General features: G+C 45.3%; 14 protein-coding genes. 12 read left to right on the top strand and 2 right to left on the bottom strand.

Annotated elements, in window-relative coordinates; translation table 11 throughout:
- The first annotated feature begins 271 nt into the window (after positions 1 to 271).
- The 4 genes from AC1DLM_RS30625 to AC1DLM_RS30640 all read left to right on the top strand — a co-directional run bounded on the left by AC1DLM_RS30625 (position 272) and on the right by AC1DLM_RS30640 (position 3,959).
- Complete coding sequence (locus AC1DLM_RS30625; protein ID WP_477572089.1) at positions 272 to 1,279, top strand: lysylphosphatidylglycerol synthase domain-containing protein; 1,008 nt, start codon at positions 272 to 274, stop codon at positions 1,277 to 1,279.
- The gene (locus AC1DLM_RS30630; RefSeq protein ID WP_477572090.1) at positions 1,269 to 2,429 is read left to right on the top strand and encodes a glycosyltransferase family 4 protein; all 1,161 of its coding nucleotides are present in this window, start codon (positions 1,269 to 1,271) and stop codon (positions 2,427 to 2,429) included. The genes AC1DLM_RS30625 and AC1DLM_RS30630 overlap by 11 nt, the downstream gene beginning before the upstream one ends.
- A gap of 112 nt (positions 2,430 to 2,541) precedes the next feature.
- Positions 2,542 to 3,429: a LysR family transcriptional regulator gene (locus tag AC1DLM_RS30635; RefSeq protein WP_477572091.1), complete on the top strand. Its 888-nt coding sequence runs from the start codon at positions 2,542 to 2,544 to the stop codon at positions 3,427 to 3,429.
- A 92-nt stretch (positions 3,430 to 3,521) separates the two neighbouring features.
- Positions 3,522 to 3,959, top strand: coding sequence for a rhodanese-like domain-containing protein (locus AC1DLM_RS30640; RefSeq protein ID WP_477572092.1), 438 nt, complete (start codon positions 3,522 to 3,524; stop codon positions 3,957 to 3,959).
- 392 nt (positions 3,960 to 4,351) lie between these two features.
- On the opposite strand, the gene AC1DLM_RS30645 is transcribed toward AC1DLM_RS30640, so the two are convergent.
- Positions 4,352 to 4,492 (bottom strand): hypothetical protein, encoded by a 141-nt coding sequence (locus AC1DLM_RS30645; protein WP_477572093.1) that lies wholly within the window; start codon positions 4,490 to 4,492, stop codon positions 4,352 to 4,354.
- Positions 4,493 to 4,640: 148 nt separating this feature from the next.
- On the opposite strand from AC1DLM_RS30645, the gene AC1DLM_RS30650 reads away from it, so the two are divergent.
- The 8 genes from AC1DLM_RS30650 to AC1DLM_RS30685 all read left to right on the top strand — a co-directional run bounded on the left by AC1DLM_RS30650 (position 4,641) and on the right by AC1DLM_RS30685 (position 16,203).
- On the top strand, positions 4,641 to 5,948 hold the full coding sequence (locus AC1DLM_RS30650) for an MFS transporter (protein WP_477572094.1): 1,308 nt from the start codon (positions 4,641 to 4,643) through the stop codon (positions 5,946 to 5,948).
- Between the two features lie 271 nt (positions 5,949 to 6,219).
- The gene (locus AC1DLM_RS30655) at positions 6,220 to 6,990 is read left to right on the top strand and encodes an ABC transporter ATP-binding protein (RefSeq protein ID WP_477572095.1); all 771 of its coding nucleotides are present in this window, start codon (positions 6,220 to 6,222) and stop codon (positions 6,988 to 6,990) included.
- On the top strand, positions 6,953 to 8,053 hold the full coding sequence (locus AC1DLM_RS30660) for an efflux RND transporter periplasmic adaptor subunit (protein WP_477572096.1): 1,101 nt from the start codon (positions 6,953 to 6,955) through the stop codon (positions 8,051 to 8,053). Before AC1DLM_RS30655 ends, AC1DLM_RS30660 begins: the two co-directional genes overlap by 38 nt.
- Positions 8,054 to 8,058: 5 nt before the next feature.
- The gene (locus tag AC1DLM_RS30665) at positions 8,059 to 10,968 is read left to right on the top strand and encodes an ABC transporter permease (protein ID WP_477572102.1); all 2,910 of its coding nucleotides are present in this window, start codon (positions 8,059 to 8,061) and stop codon (positions 10,966 to 10,968) included.
- A 1-nt stretch (position 10,969) separates the two neighbouring features.
- Complete coding sequence (locus AC1DLM_RS30670; RefSeq protein ID WP_477572097.1) at positions 10,970 to 11,896, top strand: ABC transporter ATP-binding protein; 927 nt, start codon at positions 10,970 to 10,972, stop codon at positions 11,894 to 11,896.
- Positions 11,893 to 13,377: an ABC transporter substrate-binding protein gene (locus AC1DLM_RS30675; protein WP_477572098.1), complete on the top strand. Its 1,485-nt coding sequence runs from the start codon at positions 11,893 to 11,895 to the stop codon at positions 13,375 to 13,377. The genes AC1DLM_RS30670 and AC1DLM_RS30675 overlap by 4 nt, the downstream gene beginning before the upstream one ends.
- 30 nt (positions 13,378 to 13,407) lie before the next feature.
- Positions 13,408 to 15,564 carry a hypothetical protein gene (locus tag AC1DLM_RS30680; RefSeq protein ID WP_477572099.1) on the top strand — a complete coding sequence of 719 codons (2,157 nt, stop codon included), beginning with the start codon at positions 13,408 to 13,410 and terminating at the stop codon, positions 15,562 to 15,564.
- Between the two features lie 414 nt (positions 15,565 to 15,978).
- On the top strand, positions 15,979 to 16,203 hold the full coding sequence (locus AC1DLM_RS30685; RefSeq protein ID WP_477572100.1) for a helix-turn-helix domain-containing protein: 225 nt from the start codon (positions 15,979 to 15,981) through the stop codon (positions 16,201 to 16,203).
- Positions 16,204 to 16,232: 29 nt separating this feature from the next.
- Here the strand turns inward: AC1DLM_RS30685 and AC1DLM_RS30690 are convergent.
- The coding region (locus AC1DLM_RS30690; protein WP_477572101.1) for a beta-sandwich domain-containing protein at positions 16,233 to 20,960 on the bottom strand (4,728 nt) is incomplete at its 5' end.

Below are 20,960 nucleotides of genomic sequence, written 5' to 3' on the forward strand. Positions count from 1 at the left end.
TTCAGGGTGAAAGTAAACTTTCTTTTCAGGAATGATTCGGTTTTTTGGTAATGGCATAGAGCAAGACCTCCGTCAAATTAGCTATTAACTAATTCGACAGAGGATTTGGAATTACCTGTTAGTCAATTGGTCAGTCGTAGTTTTTTTTTTTTTTCATGCCTAGCTAACCTCTCGTTAAATTTACAAAACAAAAATAGTTACCTGTTATACCCCTTACAATTAAGTAATACAATGTGTGGATTACGCTAAGTTAACGAAAGGAAACGAGGCGATGATACCAAAATGGATGAAGTCGACGCTGAAAACTATCCTTGTCGCAGTGATCGTGTATTTTGCTCTGCGAAGCTTGCCACTTCAAGGTGCTGACCTGGTTGCGTTCCTAAAGCGTGCGGATTATCGATTCTATCTATCGATGATTCTATTTGCCGTCTTTTTAATGTTACAAGCGAGCATTTGGGTACTCATCGTTAATGGAGTAGGCACGGGAATCGCGCAAGCGGGCAATAGTCACAAGCTTAGTCTACTGTCAGGTTTGAGGATCTTCATTGATTCGCAATTTGCGAAGTACATCCCAGGCGGCATTTGGAACTATGCGGGACGTATCGTGCTTGCTACGAGGGCAGGTGTTCCCTTGGCAGCGCAGTTCGCTGCTATTCTATACGAGAACATTCTGTTGGTATTCGCTGCACTCTCATACGCCCTCTTACTCGCTATGAACTTGGTCGCGAAGCCAACACCCATTCTCTTATCTATGCTAACAGCCGTGGCTGGTGTTTATGTGTGCTATGCCCGCATTGTGGCTTGGATTAACCGTTTAATTCGGTGGGCTTCCAAGAGGAATTGGCTGCAGAAATGGTTTGAGCGAATCACGAAGTCCAATGACCCACCTTCCAAAGTGAGTTCAGTCTTTCCCGCATACACGCTGTCTCGTAATCAATTTTTTGCGTATTTGTTATGCTTCATAGGTAGTCACTTCGTGATGGGAATCGCTTTTTGGATGCTAACGACAAGCTTTGACGCCGGCCATATCAGCATCTTATATGCTGCGGGTACGTTCGCAACGGCGTGGTTGCTCGGTTTATTGAGTCCACTTCCAGGTGGGCTTGGGATAAGGGAAGGATTTCTTGTTTACTTTTTATCGCTTAAGTTACCTACAGATGTGGCGGTGCAGATATCGATCATTGCTCGGTTATGGAACGTGATGGCAGAAATTACGTTCTGGATGAGTATTCAGGTGGTCAGCAGACTCGCGAGAAAGGTGAGAAGTTATGAATCGTAAAAAGGTCGTACTAGTTACCGGGGTATTTCCACCAGGAATCGGTGGGATGCAAAGTTATTACTTCAACCTGTCCAAACATACCAAACATGACATTACCGTGCTGGCTCCTGAGTATCCGGGGAGTGAAGCATTCGATGACGAACAGTCCTTTCGGACAGTGCGTGGGTCATTTATGCGTGGAGAACGTGCACACTTTTTGAGTTGGGGACGATTGTTCAGCCACGTGAAAAAGATGATGACGGTTGAAGAACCAGATGTCACGGTATATGGCTATGTGCTAATCGGTTTCATTGGATTGCTGTTTAAAGTGTTTGGCGGTCGGCGCTATGTCATTTCAACACATGGTATGGATATGCTTATGTTTCGTCGTTTTTTCGGCTTAAATTATTTAGTTAAACAAATATTGATACATGCTGATGGCGTGTTGACGAATAGTTTATTTACTAAAAGGTTCGTGGAGGATTATGGGGTTAATCCTTCTCGTATTAGTCTTGTGCATCCTGGTGTAGAGGCCGTTTTTGAGCGGAAACCTGTCAATGTGGAGCTACTTCGACGACATGGGCTTGAAGGTAAATATATTATTTTATCCGTAGGGAGATTAGTTACGCGAAAAGGGCAAGATCGGGTCATTGAGTCGATGCCTCAAGTTATCCAACACATTCCCAATGCGGTGTATGTCATTATTGGTGATGGTCCAGATCGGGCCCGCCTCGAGCAGCTTGCCAGTACTACAGGCGTTACGAATGCTGTCATGTTCATTGGAAGCGTAAGCGGCGGTGAGGAATTGAATGACTATTATAACTTGGCTGATCAGTTCATTATGGTATGCAGGGAACTGGAGACGGKGGATGCGGAAGGGTTTGGCATTGTATATCTGGAAGCGGCATCGACGGGTATCCCGGTTATTGCTGGAAGATCCGGTGGTGCTCTAGAAGCGGTACTTGATGGAGTGACAGGCGTTCTCGTGGATCCGAATTCACATGCCGAAATTGTAGAAAGCGTTCTCCAGTTGGCAAGGGATGAGGCGTTCAGAGAAAGACTTGTACAAGGTGGTTACAGACGTGCGAAGTCCAGTTTCCAATATGAAGTGCTCACAGAGACGTTCGATCAGTACGTGGAAATCCTTTGTGCGACCCATTCTCCGCGTTAAAAGTTTATTAGGAGTCGCTTCGATGTGAAATCATGATAGTTGATAAGACCGTAGGTCCTTGTTATATTTCAAATAGAGGAATGCTCCTAGTAAACCTGTGGAGGTGAGACCTATGGAAATGACGTATTTGAGGACATTTCGGGAAGTGGCGAAGTGGGGAAGTTTCACACGGGCTGCGGAAACGCTAGGTTATGCGCAGTCAAGCATTACGGCCCAAATTCAGAAGCTTGAGGAATCCTATGGCGTTGTTCTCTTGGAACGTTTTGGACGGAGTATGAAATTAACGATGGCTGGAGAAGCGCTCCTGCAATACGCGAATGATATTCATAGGTTACATGAAGAGTCCAAGGAAGTCGTATCCAAGCAATCCAAAGGGACGCTTACGATAGGGACGATTGAGACGCTAGCGGCTTTCTATCTGCCCCCGTATCTACAGGCGTATCGCCGCGATTACCCAGACGTCAACATTGTCATTCAACCGGGGAATGAGCCCTTCATTATTGAATCGGTGAAAGAGGGCGTACTGGACATCGGGATCATTCTGGACCCGCCATTTACGGATCCAGAGCTGGAGAGCCGTATTATGAGAGAAGAACCACTTGTTATCATTGTTAGTCCCGATCATAAATTAGCTGGGCAAAATGAAGTTCACGTGGAAGATCTGCAGAATGAATCTCTAATCCTGACGGAGGATGGCTGTACATACCGCGCTATGTTACTTAAGGTGTTGAAAGGACATCAGGTAAGTTACAACTTATCTTACGAATTCGGCAATCTGGAGGCGATCAAGCAGTGCGTGATCTACGGTCTTGGGATTGCATTATTGCCCCGAATTGCCGTCGACGAGGAAATACGTAAAGGCCAGATCGTCGCGATTCCTTTCGTTCATCCGGTATGTAAGTTCTACACGCAATTGATTATCGCTAAGAAAAAATGGAAATCCAAAGCCTATCTAGGATTTCTAGAGGTACTTGGCGGCGCTAACTATCGAAATGACTGAAGTATAGGTTCGATAACTATCGATAACTCCAGTGTTTAGGGTTGTGATACATTAACATCAAGAAATCGACAAACCCACTGGAGGTAACCCAAATGACTATTCAAACAACCAAATCGCTCGTTCTTGAGACGCCTGCCCCATCACCGGAGCATACGCACCAGCACTATATGAATAAGCTTTCGGTGGAAACGGACGTTGCGGATGTGCGTTATGACATGCAGCATGGCTACAATGACTTCCTGCTCATCGATGTTCGCAGTGCAAAAGCCTACGGAGAATGCCATGTTCCCGGTGCAATTAACCTCCCTTCCAATCTAATCAGCGTCGAAACGACGGCTTCCTTTTCCAAAGATCAAACGATCGTCGTTTATTGCTGGGGGCCAGCTTGCAACGGCGGTACCAAAGGGGCCGCTCGTCTCTCAGGTCTAGGGTTCAAGGTGAAAGAAATGTTAGGTGGTATCGAGTACTGGAGGAAAGAAGGGAATGAGGTCGAAGGAACGCTTGGCCAATCAGCCCCTTTAATCGGGTGAAAATAACGAAAAGAGGCTGTCTCAAAAGTCAATTTAGACTTTTTGAAACAGTCTCGTTTTTCATTAATGACCGATGAGCAAGGAACCTGCTTCCCGCAATTTAACTGGATTTTCTCCATCTATTTGAAGTGGAATTCTCGAATTCCAAAGATTAACTGTATTTCCTGTAGTTAAATTCCTTCGATTTGCTCGATTCTTTAAATTTCATACAAATTAAATGTGCTTTTTCCATCTAAATACGAAAATACGTCAAATTCGAGCAAATTAGCTGTAGTTTATGCATCTAAAGACGAATCGGCACTCACCTTGCGTTCGCAAGCTACAAATCAACCTCAAACCTTCCTCGGGGCTGTCTTTTGGGACAGCCCTTTTATTCGTGTGGATTAGCGTTCTTAAGCGTCGGCATCTTCTGATTGCGAAAGTAAGCGATCTAGCTTAAGTGTGACTCTAAAGGTATGCTCAGCAATTTGTTGCTTGTTCGTGACGATAGCTTTATACGAAATTGGTTTACCTAAGTTTTCTAAAATTCCCATAGGAACAGCTCCTTTGACATCTAGTTTCCTAGGAAACAACGTAACGGGATAAGGCAATGAGAAAAAGGGATTTAACATAGCCAATAACTACTAACACAGGTATGATAATGACAAAAGGCATTTTGTAGCAGGGGAGGAAGATTCGGAAATGGCTAAAGGCAGCGAAGGGATTCAAGCTTATAAGCATTCTCCAGAAAAACAACAGCAGCTCTACCGCAAAACTTTACGCACAGTCATCGTCGCTCAACTATTCGGCGGGGCAGGGCTCGCGGCAGGTGTGACGGTCGGAGCGTTACTCGCACAAGATATGCTTGGAACGGACAGCTTGGCTGGTATCCCTTCGGCATTGTTGACGCTAGGTGCCGCTTCGTCCGCCTGGATAGTTGGACGACTGTCTGGGCGCTATGGTCGGAGGGTAGGCTTAACAGCCGGTTTCCTCGCAGGAGGAGTAGGGGCTATGGGCGTCGTATTCGCAGCTATTGCGAATAGCCTGCCACTTCTGTTCCTCTCGATGCTGATTTACGGCGCAGGCACATCAACGAATCTCCAAACACGTTATGCGGGAACCGACTTGGCTGGGCCTAAGCAGCGGGCAAGAGCGATTAGCTTAGCCATGGTCTTCACGACGTTTGGTGCAGTCGCAGGACCGAACTTAGTCGGAGTGATGGGGCATTTCGCGACATCCGTCGGTGCACCAGCGCTGGCGGGGCCATTCATGCTAGCCGCTGCGGCTTTTGTGCTGGCGGGCTTGGTGTTGTGGGTTTGGCTCCGGCCCGATCCTTATATCGTAGCTAAAGCGATAGCCGAGGCGCAGGAAACGAATCAAGCGCATGGGGCGGTTTCTGCGAATCCTTCAGCGCCTGCTGGGCGTAACCGAGGCATACTCATCGGGACCACGGTGATGGTGTTGACGCAGATTGTCATGGTAGCGATCATGACGATGACGCCGATCCATATGAAGCATCATGGACACGGCTTAGATGCGGTCGGCATGGTAATTGGCATCCATGTCGCAGCGATGTTCTTGCCTTCCTTGGTAACGGGTATACTTGTGGATAAACTAGGGCGCATCTTCATGTCCTGTGCATCGGGGGTTACGCTGCTATTGGCCGGACTGTTTGCTGCATGGGCGCCGGCGGATTCGATGCTCTGGCTCATTGTCGCGCTGGCCTTGCTCGGACTTGGCTGGAATTTTGGTTTAATCAGCGGTACTGCGCAGATTATTGATGCGACAACACCGGCAACACGTGCGAGGACGCAAGGGACTGTCGATGTCTTAGTCTCGTTGGCGGGAGCATCTGGCGGAGCTTTGTCAGGCATGGTTGTTGCGCATTCAAGCTTTGCTTGGCTCTCGTTGGCGGGAGGCTTCCTATCTCTGTTGTTGATCCCTGTTGTGATCTGGTCGCGTAGAGGGAGTGCGAGTGGCGGCGAGGCTGTATTTAATTCCTTTAAGTAGTCATTTTTAGAAAAAATAAAAATCATCGATTCATTTAAGAGGCGGTTCATTGCTAAGAAATTGGCGGTGAGCCGTCTTTTGTTTTGTAATAAATAGGTAATTAGTTGTATGGATGTATTTTCCAATTAATAGTATATTCCAATGTATCATGGAAATGGGATTATCATCCAAATAAATAGATGAAATCCCCAATTTTCCTGCAACTTTTTAGTTACTTGCACCGTCTACTTTATCATACGGATAATTTGGAAATGAAAGGAAAATCAACCATATGACAAACTGGTTGCGTAAAAAAAGCACATTGGAGGTTTTTTCTGTCGAAGAAGAACCGTTATCTGACGTGGCTTCCTCTCGCATTATTGGGCCCCATTTGCCTTTGTTGACGGTAAGTGATGTACATCGCTCCTTTCAAGTTGGAGGTCAGCAGCTAGATGTCCTGAAAGGGATTGAAATGGAGCTGAGGCCGCTGCAACTTGTCATGCTCAAAGGTCGATCGGGTTCGGGGAAAACAACGCTGCTTAACTTAATCGGAGGGCTGGATCTGCCAACGAAGGGGGAGATTTTGTTTCAAGAGTATGCCTTTCACCAAAGCAGTGATGATGAGAGGACGTTGATCCGTCGTAAAGAGATTGGTTTTATATTTCAATCTTATGCTTTAATGCCATTGTTATCTGCATGGGAAAATGTTGAGTTGGCGCTGCGCATGGCAGGGACGCCACGTTCTCAGTGGAAAGAGCGGGTCAATCATTGCCTAGACCTTGTTGGGCTTAGTAAACGGATGCATCATCGTCCCTATGAGCTCTCTGGTGGTGAACAGCAGCGTGTCGCGATCGCCAAAGCTATTGCACATAAGCCATCGCTCATACTGGCGGATGAACCAACGGCTGAGCTGGATTCTCAGATGGGCGCCCAAATTATGTCTGTTTTTCGAAGCATCATCGCTACAGAGGAAATCACGATTTGTATGACCACACACGACCCTACAATCTTGGAGGTTGCCGATCATGTTTATGAAATGGTGGACGGAAGATTCGTCACGTAAGTGGGCGATGAGACCGCTAGCAGCACTATTATTAAGTTCCACACTCCTTCTTGCTTCGGGATGCTCACTGTTGCCCAAGGAACAAGATGAAGAAGCGCTTCCGTCGATTAATCCACCTAAGCTTTCGAAAAAGCCTGAATATACGGTGAAAACAGAAACCCTTGAGACGAAAGTGAGAGGGAGCGGGCGATTAATGGCCTTGCAAGAAGAGAAATTGTTCTTCTCCGAAGATATGTCTGCCAAACGGATAAGTGCCATACTTGTGAAAAATGGAGATTCCGTTGAACAGGGACAGCCGATTGCAGAACTCGACTTGTCGGATATCGAGAGCGATTTGAAACGGAAGAAGCTTCAAACACGTAAGGACGAGCTGACGATGATCGAAACGCTTCGCAAAGCTGACGAAATGTCACCTGAACAAGTCGAGCAGGCGAAGATTGATTTTGAACTGAAACGTGAGGAGCTGACGAAGCTAGAATCGCAAGTGAGTAAAGCGAAACTGCTCGCACCGTTCAGTGGAACAATTGTCACCGTAACTGCTAAGAAAGGTGATACCGTGAAATCCGGGGAATCCGTAGCAACTCTCGCTGATTTGAAAGAACTGACTGTCGCTGCAAGCATTAGTGCTGATGATGCGAAGAAAGTGGCTATCGGCATGGAAGTACAGGTAGATATCAATTCAGCTGGTCAGCACAAAGGGAAAGTAAAGCAGCTTCCAAACCCGCAAGCTGGAAACAACAATAATAATGGTGGGTTCCCGGGTCAGGGGCAACAAGGGGAACAGGACACGATTGATAACTATTTGGTTGTTCAATTGAATGAGTTTCCGAAAGGGCTGAACCGCGGTACCCCGCTAAGTGTGACGATTATTACCCAGCGAAAAGAAAATGCCACGACGATCCCGCTTGCGGCACTTCGTTCCTATTCGGGCCGAAATTATGTGCAAGTCGTTGATACCCAAGGAAATAAGAAGGAAGTGGACGTAGAAATCGGTCAGCAGACGTCAACGGATGTGGAAATCATAAAGGGTCTCACAGCCGGACAGAAAGTAGTAGGTCGCTAATGTCCATGCCGATGCTGCGGTTTTTATTTCGGAAAATGTGGAATACCMGCTGGCTAACGCTCAGCACCCTGCTTGGTCTTGTCATGGCCGTGGCCTTCACCACGAGCATTCCCATGTATGCCGATGGGTCTCTGAAGCGTGTCGTTGCCAAATCTTTAGAAGAAAAGAGCGAGGGACTTCCCGCAGGCTCACTGCTTATGCGGTATCAAGCAGTAGGAACAGAACGTGCAGATTTGAATGATCTGGAGAGCGTCAAGACGTATATCCAACAGGATGTTCCCAAAGATATCGCTTTTCCCATACATACATATGCAAGTAGCTATGCAATTAAAGGAGCACAATTAACTCCCGCTGAGGGGACAAAAGCCGATCCTAGTAAACGTCGTCAAATGACGTTAACGTCAATAAGCGGGTTAAAGGATCAAGTCGATTGGTCCAATGGACAAATGCCTTCTGGACAATTACAAAATGGCCAATTGGAAGCTGTCGTCCTAGAAGAAGCTTTGTTTCGCAATGATTTGCACGTAGGTGACGTGTTTAACTATTCCGTTGCAAGTGCAAGCGGCAGTCAATTGCTCAAGGTGAAGATCGTAGGTTCCTTCAAACCGAAGAACGAAACGAGTGCGTATTGGTTCCAAGGGTTAGAGGGGTTAGTTAATGCACTTATTATTAGTGATGATGTATTCATGAAGACGTTGCTGACGGAGAAGAAAATTCCGCTGCAACTTGCTAATTGGTATTATGCTTTCGATCTGCGCAACATTCAAACAAGTCAATTGTCGCCGCTAGAGAGTCGTTTGGAACGACTCGATATTAACTTGTTCCAGAAACTTAAAAATACAAAGGTAGATGTATCCTTTAAGCCGATTCTAACCGAGTTTAAAGCTCAGAGCCTACAGATGCAGATTTTATTATTTACATTGGCGGCGCCCATGATTGCCATGGTTTTCTATTACATTATGATGAATGCCAGACAATCGCTGGATCGGCAGCGAGGCGTGATTGCTATTTTACGAAGTCGTGGGGGCAGTACGAAGCAAATTGTGGGAATTTACTTCCTAGAAGGATTGATACTAGGCGTGATAGCGCTGTTGATCGGACCGTTTATGGGCTGGTTCATGGCGAAGAGCATTGGTTCTACCAGTGGGTTCCTAACATTCGTGGATCGCAAATCGATTCCGATTAGCTTTACACCAGAAGCGATGCTTTACGGTGGGCTTGCTGTTCTCATTGCGATTCTTGCCAGCGTTATTCCAGCTGTGCTTTTTGCTAGATCTTCAATCGTCAACTATAAGCAGCAGCTTGCAAGGTCAGACCGTTCGCCACTATGGCAGCGGTGGTTCCTCGACATTGTCCTGCTGGGGGTTGTCGGTTATGGATTCTACTTATTTGACCAACGTCAAGTACTATCCGTGCAAACAGGAATGACAACTGATCAGCTTCAGGTGCACCCGCTGCTGTTTTTCGTACCAGCACTTTCGATCTTCGCACTGGGACTGTTCTTTCTACGCATCTTTCCGTGGCTGCTGCGGCTGTTCGGTTGGTTTGGCCGAAAGTTCCTGCCTGTGCCGCTCTATTTAACGCTTATTCAGCTGTCTCGTTCAGCCAAAGCGTATTATCCGTTAATGCTGCTGCTCATTCTTACACTGGGTCTTGGTGTGTACAATTCCTCGGCTGCACGTACGATAGATTTGAATTCTTCAGAGCGAATCTTATACCAGTATGGTACCGACGTTGTGATACAAACCGTGTGGGAAGGTTTCTCCGATGATTTGCCGCAGGACCCGAACGCCGGTGGAAAAGGCGGCGAAGCTCAAGGAGGGAATGGGGCAAACGGAGGATCCGGTTCAGGCGGTGGCCAAAACCAGGGTCAAGGTCAAGGTGGCCCGAAGCCTGGTGAGGAAACCCCCACCAAAATACGTTATGTAGAGCCGCCATTTCAAGTATTCCGCGATTTGGAAGGCGTTCAGGCTGCTGCCAGAGTGATGCAAACCAAAGGAAATGTCGTCGTTTCCGGTAAATCCACTGGGCAGGGAATGATTATGGGGATCGATAATACGGATTTCGCTAAAGTAGCGTGGTTCCGACCTGATCTATTTCCTGCCCATCCAAATCAATATTTGAATTTACTAGGCAGCTATGAGCAAGCGGTTATCATTCCATCCAGTTATGCCAGCAAATATGCGCTTAAGGAGGGTGATTTGCTATCCATTACAGTCGGACAGCAGCCCTTGGAATTCGTGATTGTTGGGATATTACCATATTGGCCGGCTCAATATCCGGATCAAACACCATTTTTCGTAGCAAATCTGGAATACATCTACGATCAAGCACCAATTTTACCCTATGAAGTATGGCTCAAAATGAAACCGGACGCTAAAGTGGCTCCGATCGTTACAGCTTTACAGGGCAAAGGAATTGAAATTGCTTCCATTAAGGATGTTCGCAACGAGCTCATCGTCCAGAAGAAGCTCCCAGCAAGGGGTGGCGTATTCGGTATTCTTAGCTTGGGTTTTCTCGTTTCTGTCGTTGTGTCTTTGATCGGTTATATGCTGTATTGGTTCTTTAACTTATCTAGCAGGGTTGTACAATTCGGTGTCCTGCGTGCTATGGGGCTTTCCCGTAAGCAATTGACGGGGATGCTGCTGCTCGAGCAGGGGTTCACCGCTGGACTATCCATCGTGTTAGGTATCGTAATTGGCAAGCTAACGAGCTATTTCTTCCTACCCTTTCTACAAACATCCCAGAATGTAAAGACGCAGGTGCCGCCGTTCCGAGTCATCTTCGATTCCAAAGACACCTATCAGTTATATTTCGTGGTTGCTTTCATGATGCTAACTGGCGCACTGTTGCTGTTCTTACACATTAGAAGGCTGCGTGTTCATCAAGCAGTGAAGCTGGGGGAGGAGAAATAGCGTGATTACTTGCGAGGGCTTAGTGAAAATTTATAAAACCGACGAGATCGAAGTTGTCGCGTTGCAAGGACTTAATATCCAGATTGACGACGGGGAGTTAATGGCGATTATTGGCAATAGCGGAAGCGGTAAATCTACCTTGCTGAACATCTTAGGAGGTCTTGATCGCCCTTCCGCAGGTGGAGTGAAAGTCGGAGATTGGGATTTGCTTAAGATTACAGATAAGCAGCTCGTTGATTACAAACGACATACGGTAGGCTTCATCTGGCAAAATAATGCGCGGAATCTCGTTTCCTACTTGACTGCACTTGAAAATGTGGAAATGCCCATGATGCTTAGCGGGAACTATGATCCTGCCTACGCGAAGCAATTGCTGGACTGGGTGGGCCTTAGCCACCGTCTAAATAATAAACTGCAAGAGCTTTCCGGTGGTGAGCAACAGCGCGTGGCCATTGCGATTTCGCTAGCAAACCGTCCACGATTGCTGCTGGCAGATGAACCTACGGGGTCGGTAGATACGAAGACGGCGGATATGATTCTTTCTATTTTTCAACGATTGAATAAGGAACTAGGTGTCACGATTGTGATTGTTACTCACGATATGTCCATGGCGGGCAAAGTAGGGCGCGTCGTTGCTATTCGAGATGGGATGACAAGCTCGGAGTTTATTGCCCGCAACCCATCTATTTCAACTGTAGAGGGAATTTCGACAGGACTCACAGGTGATGCTCATGAGGAATATGTCGTGTTGGATCGTGCAGGCCGTCTACAGGTTCCCAAAGCTTATTTGGCAGCTCTGAACATTAACGGGAAAGCAACGATGGAGTTTGATGGCGATACGATCATGATTAAAGCACCGAGAGCACTACCGGCAAATGAGGAAAAAGATTCATCTAATTCGCGAGCGGTCGGAGGAAAATTAAAATGATAAAAATGACACGTAAAGTGATTGTTACAACCCTAACCTTAGCTTTGATGGCTCCACTTGCTGTTGCTTGTACCAAAGGGGAGAAAACCGACGATAATCAGGAGCGTGTGCTGAAGATCGCGACCAATATGGGCTATGGTGGTAATTATGAATATTTCACACAGCAATTTACCGAAATATTTGAATTTGCTAATCCGAATATCAAGCTAGAAATCATTTCAACGATGGATGAAAAGTTCATGAACGGAAACATTCAGCCGGGTGAGAAGATGCCGGATCCTATGGATAAGCTAAAAGAAGTGATGCAGGGCGATAATCCACCGGATGTGGTCATGCTTGGTTATGAACAGTTGCCTGAAATCATCGAAAGTAACTTGCTATTACAGTTGGATTCTCGGATAACGAAAGATAAATTCGATACAACGGGCATTGTTCCAGCTGTGATAGAGGGAATGAAAAATGCAGGCGGAGGCAAGATTTATGCCCTTGCTCCGACATTCAGTTCCTCTGCACTTATTTATAATAAGAAAATGTTCCAAGATGCAGGAGTCGATTATCCGAAAGACGGCATGACATGGGATGAGACATTTGATCTTTCCAAACGATTGGCGAAAGGTGAAGGGGATAAGCGAATTAATGGGTTCTCTTTTACAACACAAGCCCAGGGTGGCGATTTGTTCTACGGCATGCAAATGTATACGGCTCCTCTGCAATTAAGAATGTTTGATGATGCTGGCGAGAAGATGACGGTAGATACGGACCAATGGGAGAAAGTATGGGCCAAAATGGCACAGTTGCAAAAAGATAATGTTTTCCCAGCGGTAGCAGATCCGCAGAAGCAAATGAATCAAAGGTATGATCAGAATAATCCTTTTGCGTACGATGATTTTATGTCGGGTCGGTTAGCTATGGGGATTCTCAATTATGGCCAAATTCAACAGCTCACGAACGCAAATAAAAATGCAGCCAATTATAAAGGCTACACACCGATCGATTGGGATGTTGTCACAATTCCTTCTCACCCTGAAGCCAAAGGCGTAGGCGGCTCTATTTATATGAACGGCATTATGGGCATTAACGCCAAATCGCAAAACCCAGACGATGCCTGGAAGTTCATCAAGTTCATTAATGGCGATGATTGGGCCAAACTAAAATCGCGCAGTCAAAATATGTTGGTGGCACGCTCCAAATACTTGAAACCTACAGAAGGACTGGATTTTCACATGGAAGCTTTTTATAATGTAACGCCGGCTCCAATTGAAGATAATTCGAAAATTTATCGTAATAATCCTAATATTTATCAAGTGCAAGAGATTGGTCGTAAGCTGTTTGCTGATGTCCTACAAGGGAAAATAACGGCTCGCGAAGCGCTTAAGAAATGGCAAACGGATGGCGATGCCATGCTCAAACAAATGAAAGAAAACCCAGCTGCGCCTATGCAACCGATGATGAATCAAGTTCAAGCGGTTCCCGCAGGATAAGGTGGAAATGGAAGGAGGAAATAGCCCATCATGATCATCAAAACTCACCATAAGTATGTAGCAACTATAGCTTTGTCAGCGCTGCTTACGCTAGGAGCCATTGCACCTGTCTKGGCCGATAGCAGCCCCTCCACACTTGTTCTAGATGTGGGAAAGGTCAACATGACTGGAAGCAGTTACTTTGAGTTGAAACAGATTCATCTTCTACAGGATCAAAGTGGCAGATTGGCTACATTTATCATTTCTATTCATAACGAGGGTAGCAGTGAACTGCAATTTATCGATTATTGGGTGCGTCTGAAAAGCAAATCCGGTAATCAATTCTCAGCTCGGTTACTTCCGGCAGATAAGGATAAGAACCGGGTAGCTCCCGGTTCAACGACCGATATAACGTTCTATGCCACTGTGAATACGAGCACGAACTTACAAGATCTCGTTGTGCAGTTTATTAAGTGGGATTTCAACCAAGCTAACTTTGAACGAGTGTTAGGCGAGGTAGCCGTTCCTGATGACTATACAGATGTAACCCCTGCTGATCTTGCATCTGTGATTTCTGTTGGTGGAACTAACGTGAAGGCTTCGATTAAAAAGTTCGTCAGTAACAAGAATGAGAAATATCATGTTCCAACGGTGTATGTGAGCTTGGAGAATGTTGGAAGTCATACTGTAACTATTCCTGCGTACCTCTTCTCTATCCGCACTTCAGAAGGGCTGCTGTATCCGATGGAAGCCAAGGGATTGAAGGATTTGCAAATTAATCCGAAGGAGACGAAAGAAATTCAGCTCTCGGGTTCGATTCCAGTTACAGTCGCGGCAGATGCTTGGCAATTAGCGGTTGCGGAGACGATTCCAGATTTGAAATTGAATGTCGCCGTTGCGAATTTCCAGCTTCCAGCTGTTTCTCAGCCCGAAGGAGGCTCCGTAGGGAAGGCATATACCTTCACAAGTAAATCTGGTGTGTATACGACTGAGCTTAATGGTTTGCACAGATTGCCGTGGGAAGATCAGGACCTGCTTACAGCCGATTTAACATTGAGTAATAAGGGGGAAGAATCACTGCCTATCCCGAAATTATCCGGGTATTTCTTATTGGATGACGCAGTGAAAATTGATGCAAAGCTTATTCAGACGGCCAAAGTGATTGGGTTGGGAGCGGGTGCAAGCGTCAATCTGCAAATTGCAGGTAAAGTACCCTATACGTACGAGTTTTCCCGCATTAAATTAGTTCTCCAAGAGAATGAGGGGGAAACGCCAGGAACGGGAACAGGTACAAGTACAGGCAGTACGACAGCTACGGATGTGCTGGAGTTCTCGACTCAAGCTGAACTTCAAGCCATTCCATTCATCGGTATGGGGCAATTTTATACATCGAATGACATCGGGCGAAAGGCGAAGTACGGGGTTCGGAGCGTATCGACCTATGAGGATAAAACGAATATCATGTACTCCGCGATGGTGGAAGCCACCAATTTGGAGAAGCGGTTCACGAATGTGTCCAAGCTCGTTGCTAATTTCCGTTCATCAGACGGTACGGTATTCCCGGCAAACGTTGTTGAAGTGAAGAACAAGATTAGTCCTACTGGCAAAGCGCTGCTCAATGTTTGGGCATCGGTTCCCAAGGGATTCTCCACGACAAATATGAATTTACTTCTAGGAGAAGCAGTCTCGGAAGGCAAGCTGTCGGAAGGTGAAAAATCCGTTCCAGATTCCTATGTGAATCCAATAGCTTACTGGCTGCCAGACGAGAAGACGAATGCAGCAACAACACTTAAAAATGTGGATTTATTCCCGTATACGATCTCGATTGATAAAATTGGAACATCCATTTCGGACGGTGTATTTACGTTGCAATTCAACTATGAGTTAACCAAAGAGAAAATGACGGAGATTAATACCGAAGGTCATAACTTGCTGCTTGTTTTTGAGGATGGCGGCGAAATTAAGCGATTTGAGAAGAGATTTGATTTCAAAGATTTTGATGTCATCAATGGAGATTCAACGGCGGATGAAGATTCTAAGATTCGTCTCGGTAAGAGAAACAATTTCAAAATATCAATTCCAGATCCTGGCCTCATTTATAATACAAAGTTTCTACAAAAATATACCCTCAGCATCTATGACGAATTCCAAGGTCAACGAAAGCTGCTAGCCACACAGAAGGCTGATTGGTTTATTACTACGGACTAATGGTTGACAGTAACGAAACCTACAACTGAACGCGGTCTATCTGCTTCAAGCGAATAACTGGATTTTCTACAGTTAGATTTTTAGTTTTGGGGATTAAACTCAGAATAGATGGATATTATACAGGTAATTACAAACATTTTTACCAATTTAAACAAAACGGGTAATTTTAACTACATGTTTTACAGTTAAATCGAGTTTGCGAGGAAATTACTCATAATTAGCTGTACATTTTMCAGTTAGTACAAATAAGGTCTGTAGCAACCGTCTCACAAAACAAACAAATTCCACCTCCAACATTCGAGCGATAAGGACCGTCAGGATGAACATACCTGACGGTTTTTATCACTACGAATAAAGGTGACTAATCTTGGCGAGGCTGTGGGTAACAATCTTTTGGACAGGGGTTAGCCGTGAATGAAATTTGAACTGGGTCGTTGTTTACTACAAGAACGCTTGGATGAGCACGGAATGGGTAGGGAGGAACTGGCTAGAGCTTTGTTCTATAAACCGGAGCGGATCGTTGACTATATGGAAAATAAGAGAGTCATGCCCTTGCAAGTGGCGATTTCCGTTGCGGATACCATCGGTTGTCAGGTGAGGGACTTGTATGAGTTGATTAGCGAAAATCCCACCCTCTAATATAGAGAGTGGGATTTTTTTCATTTGTTTTATGAAGATGAGTTCGTAAAAACAATTTCAAAATCAGGCACGACTGAATTATCGCTGCTGTATCTCAGTTTCTCGGTTGCATCGGCTGTGTACGTGAGAACGACAGGAAAAGTTGATGTATGTACAAATGTGAAATCGTACATATTGGTGGAATAACTCGTGCTGTACCTAGCTAGGTAGCCGTTCTGGTTACGTGCGGTTACAGAATAGAACAAGCTTCCAATTATGTTTTGGTTAAATACAAGGCGGTATGTGTCTGTGCTCGCTGATTGTGTTGGATGATAAGATGTTACGACACGCATGCCATTAATTATTCGGCGGATCGAACCTTCTGTGAGCACATTGCCATGTGCAACGTAGGCCGATTCCAAATTAGTTGTAAGAGTAGTAAAGTTAAGTCCAAGCAAGCTTGGCAGGTTGCCTGCAGTAAATAACAGTTCATCCACAATGTTCAGTGTATGATTCGCGGCTGCTTGCTCGATCAACGCGGCTTGTCTACTCACTGAAATCTCAGTTGCAATTGGAATATACGAGTAGCCAACTCGAACCTTTAATGCATCGATCGATAGCGGATTTGCTAAAGCCGATTGCAAGACTTCAAAACTGTAAACGCCGTTTCCAAGATTCAGGAAGTTCGAAAACAATGCGGAGTCGTATAAACCTCTTGTCTCCCCGCCAACGATTGCTTTCACATCCTGCGAAGTAAGGCCTGTGTTACCCTCGTTATATAAGTTGGCAACTTTGAATGTCACGACAACATTGGAGCCGTCATTTTTCAAATGTTGGCTTATCATTTGAGTGGCATAAACAGTTGGATTATAATCTCTAATGGAGAAGCTAGGCACCTTAGAGAGCAAAGTATTCAATTGTGTGCGACCGAGTGGTCCGCCATCTTCCATAAATGTATCCAAGATTACTTGCTTTACATACTGGAAGTTGGTAGCATCCGCTTGATAAACGCCAAAAGTGGCTAAAGCATCTTTATCCAGTGCATCCCAAGCCGCAGGGTTATCATCGATATATGCGTATAAAGCTTGGTTAAGAGCTGCGGTAGAGGTGTACTCACTAAATATGTCTTGTAGTAAATTAGCAATTTGATAGTTTTGTAGGCCCACGAATTCGCCGCGTTTCGCTACGATTGCTCTTTTGTAATTCTCAAATGCACTATCCACGATGTTACCGACACATGTATTCTTTAAAACTTCCAAGGTTAAGGAAGAAGTTCCTCCGCTTGCTGCGTAAGCCTGTATGACACTCAGCGCAGATTCACTATCCACGGCTTCCAACTCTAGCGTCTGACTTTTCCCGTATAACAGGTTCGTTGCTGTGAGCGTAAAATGCCCTATGCCCGTAACATTCAGATATCCCTGTTGGGAAACAGTCGCAATCCCACTTGGCTCAATGCTCCAGACAATGTCTTTATTCGTCGCATTACTAGGCGCAATAATTAGGCTGACTGTACTAGAGCTATTGGTAGGAATACGATTAGAGTTCGTATAAATACTGAGCGAAATTGTTGTAACCGGGACCCCCAGATCTGGTGTCGTTACGGACAACTCTTCTGCTTGGATGACTGTTCCACGAAGTGAAAGATCCGAAAGTGTATACGTTGTCGAGCTATTGTCGCCAGCAAACACGATTTGATAGGAGCTACTGACATTATCGTATACAAACGAAGGGAAAATCTCGAGATCGCTTAGGTTACTTTCTTCTCCATTAATTTTAACTGTGAGATCGTCCGCTGTGTAGCCTTTCAACGGAACTCCTTTAGCGTTTTTGATACTCAAACGGAGAGCTACACGCCGTGTTCCGAGTCCTTGTTGAATAGGTGTTCCTGTCCAGTTAGATAACTCAGGTGACGGTGCTGTGTCATTGATCGCCTCTTGAATCGCTGTCCTAGTCAAAAGCTTATAAGCGCCGCGCTGGAATTCAAGTTCCATCAGATGTTCTGCGACAGCAAGCTGCGAGGTGGAGGAAATCCCAGTTAGCTGATAAGCATTGAGGATGGTTTCAGCGCTATTGTTGAGCACTGACCAATTGTAAGAGTTATAGAAGCCTGACATTAACGCTCGTTGAATAACTGGCGCGGCATTCACGGCATCCACCCAACCTTGCATGATCGCAACAAAATCTTGATCACTTGAGGATGAAAGCAGTGCGTCCTTATCCATATTAAGAGCAAATTGATACAAGTCGAGCTGATCTTCGTTTATATGTTGAAGTCCTGCTCTAATAAAATCATAGCTGGTAATCCAAGTCATGTTTGCTATCTCTAAGCCATAGCGGATATCCGACAAGACCTTCGATACGGATTTATGCACATGGATCACAGCAGACGATACTGAGATGTTCCCAGTGCTATCAACGGCATACAGCACATAGTCACCTGGAGGGACCGATGTTAACTTCAACGAAGCTTGTCCGTCCGTAGAGGCAAACACACTTGTAACTGCGTGTGAAGTAATTTCCCCTAATACGCGAGTTGTTCCTTCAGGCACCAAGTAAAGTGTGGCGGCCTCATTTAAAGTGGCTGTTACATCTTGTAGATCAAGCTCCACGACGCCAGTGGAGACCGCGGTTAGTGAAGGCGGTATCGTATCATGCTCGGGCAATAATCTGACGTTCGTTAGTTGTACTTGGCTAGTATTGGAATAACTATCCTTTTGAATTGTTTTCTCCGATTGGCTAATAAAGTGAATCGATCGGTTTGGGAAATTCAAATTACCGTAGGAATAAATATTTTCAGCTACATATATGGTTGAAACATTTGGATTAGCGAGTGCATTTCCTAATCCTTCAGCGTTGTTTACAAACGCAGTAAGGTTGCTTGTACCATCCGTGATATAGTAATTCTTCTGAGGTACTATTTTAATGAATCCATCATAATTTCCTAGGCCGTTTAATTTAATTGCACCTACGAAGCTGTAAAGTGCTGCCCGAAGTTTCGTTTCGTCACTGCCAACATCACAATACATATCTAATCCACTCCACCCAACACCTACGGATGAAATTAAAAAATTAGGAGAAGTTAGCTTGATGTTGGAATTGGATGCGGATACTCCGCTGAGCGAGATAGGTCGGTTGAAATTGAATGGTGCTGATAGATGTATATCATTCAGTAATAAAATATAAGGAACACTGGCATCAGCATATGCCGCTAGTAGCTGGGATTCGTTAGTTACTGCTACCCCTTGTTGCAAGTAAAGATATTTATAATTTTGACCCTTAGTAACAGTGAATGGCTGCATCGGATACAACACATAGCCTGCTTTTTCAATAGTGAGGGTATAAGTTACATTTGCAGGGATACTGCTAAAGCTGAACGAGCCGTTATCATCGGATAGGGTCGTTTGAACATAACTACCGCCGATGACCTGCAGAGTGACCGTTACCTTCGATAACAAGGGATTATTATTGGTTTCATCACTTGCTCGTACTACGCCTGTTATTGTTCCCACGGGTTGAAACTCTATTGTACCGATACTATTAAGATTGGGTGTAACCGTGATCGCAGTTAACGGAAGTTTTGGCTGGTAGTCGGCAATAACGATCTCTTGAATCATATATCCAACAGGCAAATTATAAAATGTGAATTGACCGCTTTCGTTTACATAAGCTGAGTAGCTAGTTCCTGGAATTGTAGCTTGTGTATACGCTATGATCTCACCGGTAGTGGATCTGGCGTAGCCCTGAACATTCGCTGTTTGATGTGTGAGGCTTACCGAGACAGACGGGGTGCCAGCTTGCAGGACAGTTACAGATATGTCTTGTCCGATATAGTTCTCCGCTGAAATCTGAAGCGTATGACTCCCTACTGGAAGGTTATTAATTGTAAAATTACCAGATGCATCTGTATATACCGTTGTTTCGGTTCCTTTAACACGGATTTGAACGGATGCTAAGTTGCTTCCCGTAGCGGAAGTAATGTTTCCTGTTAGGCTGCCTCGGAGTTTCTGAATGACCAGATTGCCAAAATCCTTGGTTTCACCAGCTGATAGGTTAAATGGTAGTAAAAATACAGTCTCATAGTTATCTTTCGTGACCTCTAGCTGTGCATCGTTTCGAGGCGTAACATCGTCGAACGTAAATTCTCCAACTGCATTGGTGGTTGTAGAGACGCCATCGAGTAAGACGAGAGCTCCGCTAACGAAATGTCCTTCCTCATCAAATAACTTTCCTTTTACAATACTCGCGTTCGGAGTGAGGCTTACGGTAACTGATGTAATCTCGTTTCTCGTGACCGTCACCGTAAAGCTTTGTCCCACATAATTCTCCGCGGAAACCTGAAGCGTATAGTCACCTACTGGCAGGTCACTAATGGCAAAATGCCCATTTTCATCGATTTCAACCGTATGATTAGTTTCTACTAGTGTAATTATGGCAGATGCTAGATTGCCGCCGAACGGTAAAGTAACATTACCTGAAATAGAACCTTTGGTTTTCTTTATTGTCACATTGCCCAGATCCTTGATTTGACCCTTAGCTAAATCAAAGGCAGGTACCGTTACCGTCTCGTAGGTAGCTTTCGTGACGATGAGTGCTACACCGCTACGCGCCGTAACATCGTTGAACGTAAATTCCCCGCTATTCTTGGTGGTTGCTGAAACCCCATCAAGCGAAACATTTGCGCCAACAACGAAATGGCCATCCTCATCAATAACCGTTCCTTTTACAATGCCTTTAACAGGAGTGAGACTTACTGGAACGGAACTAACTTCATTGTGTGA

Source organism: Paenibacillus sp. 01T442 (assembly GCF_056398345.1).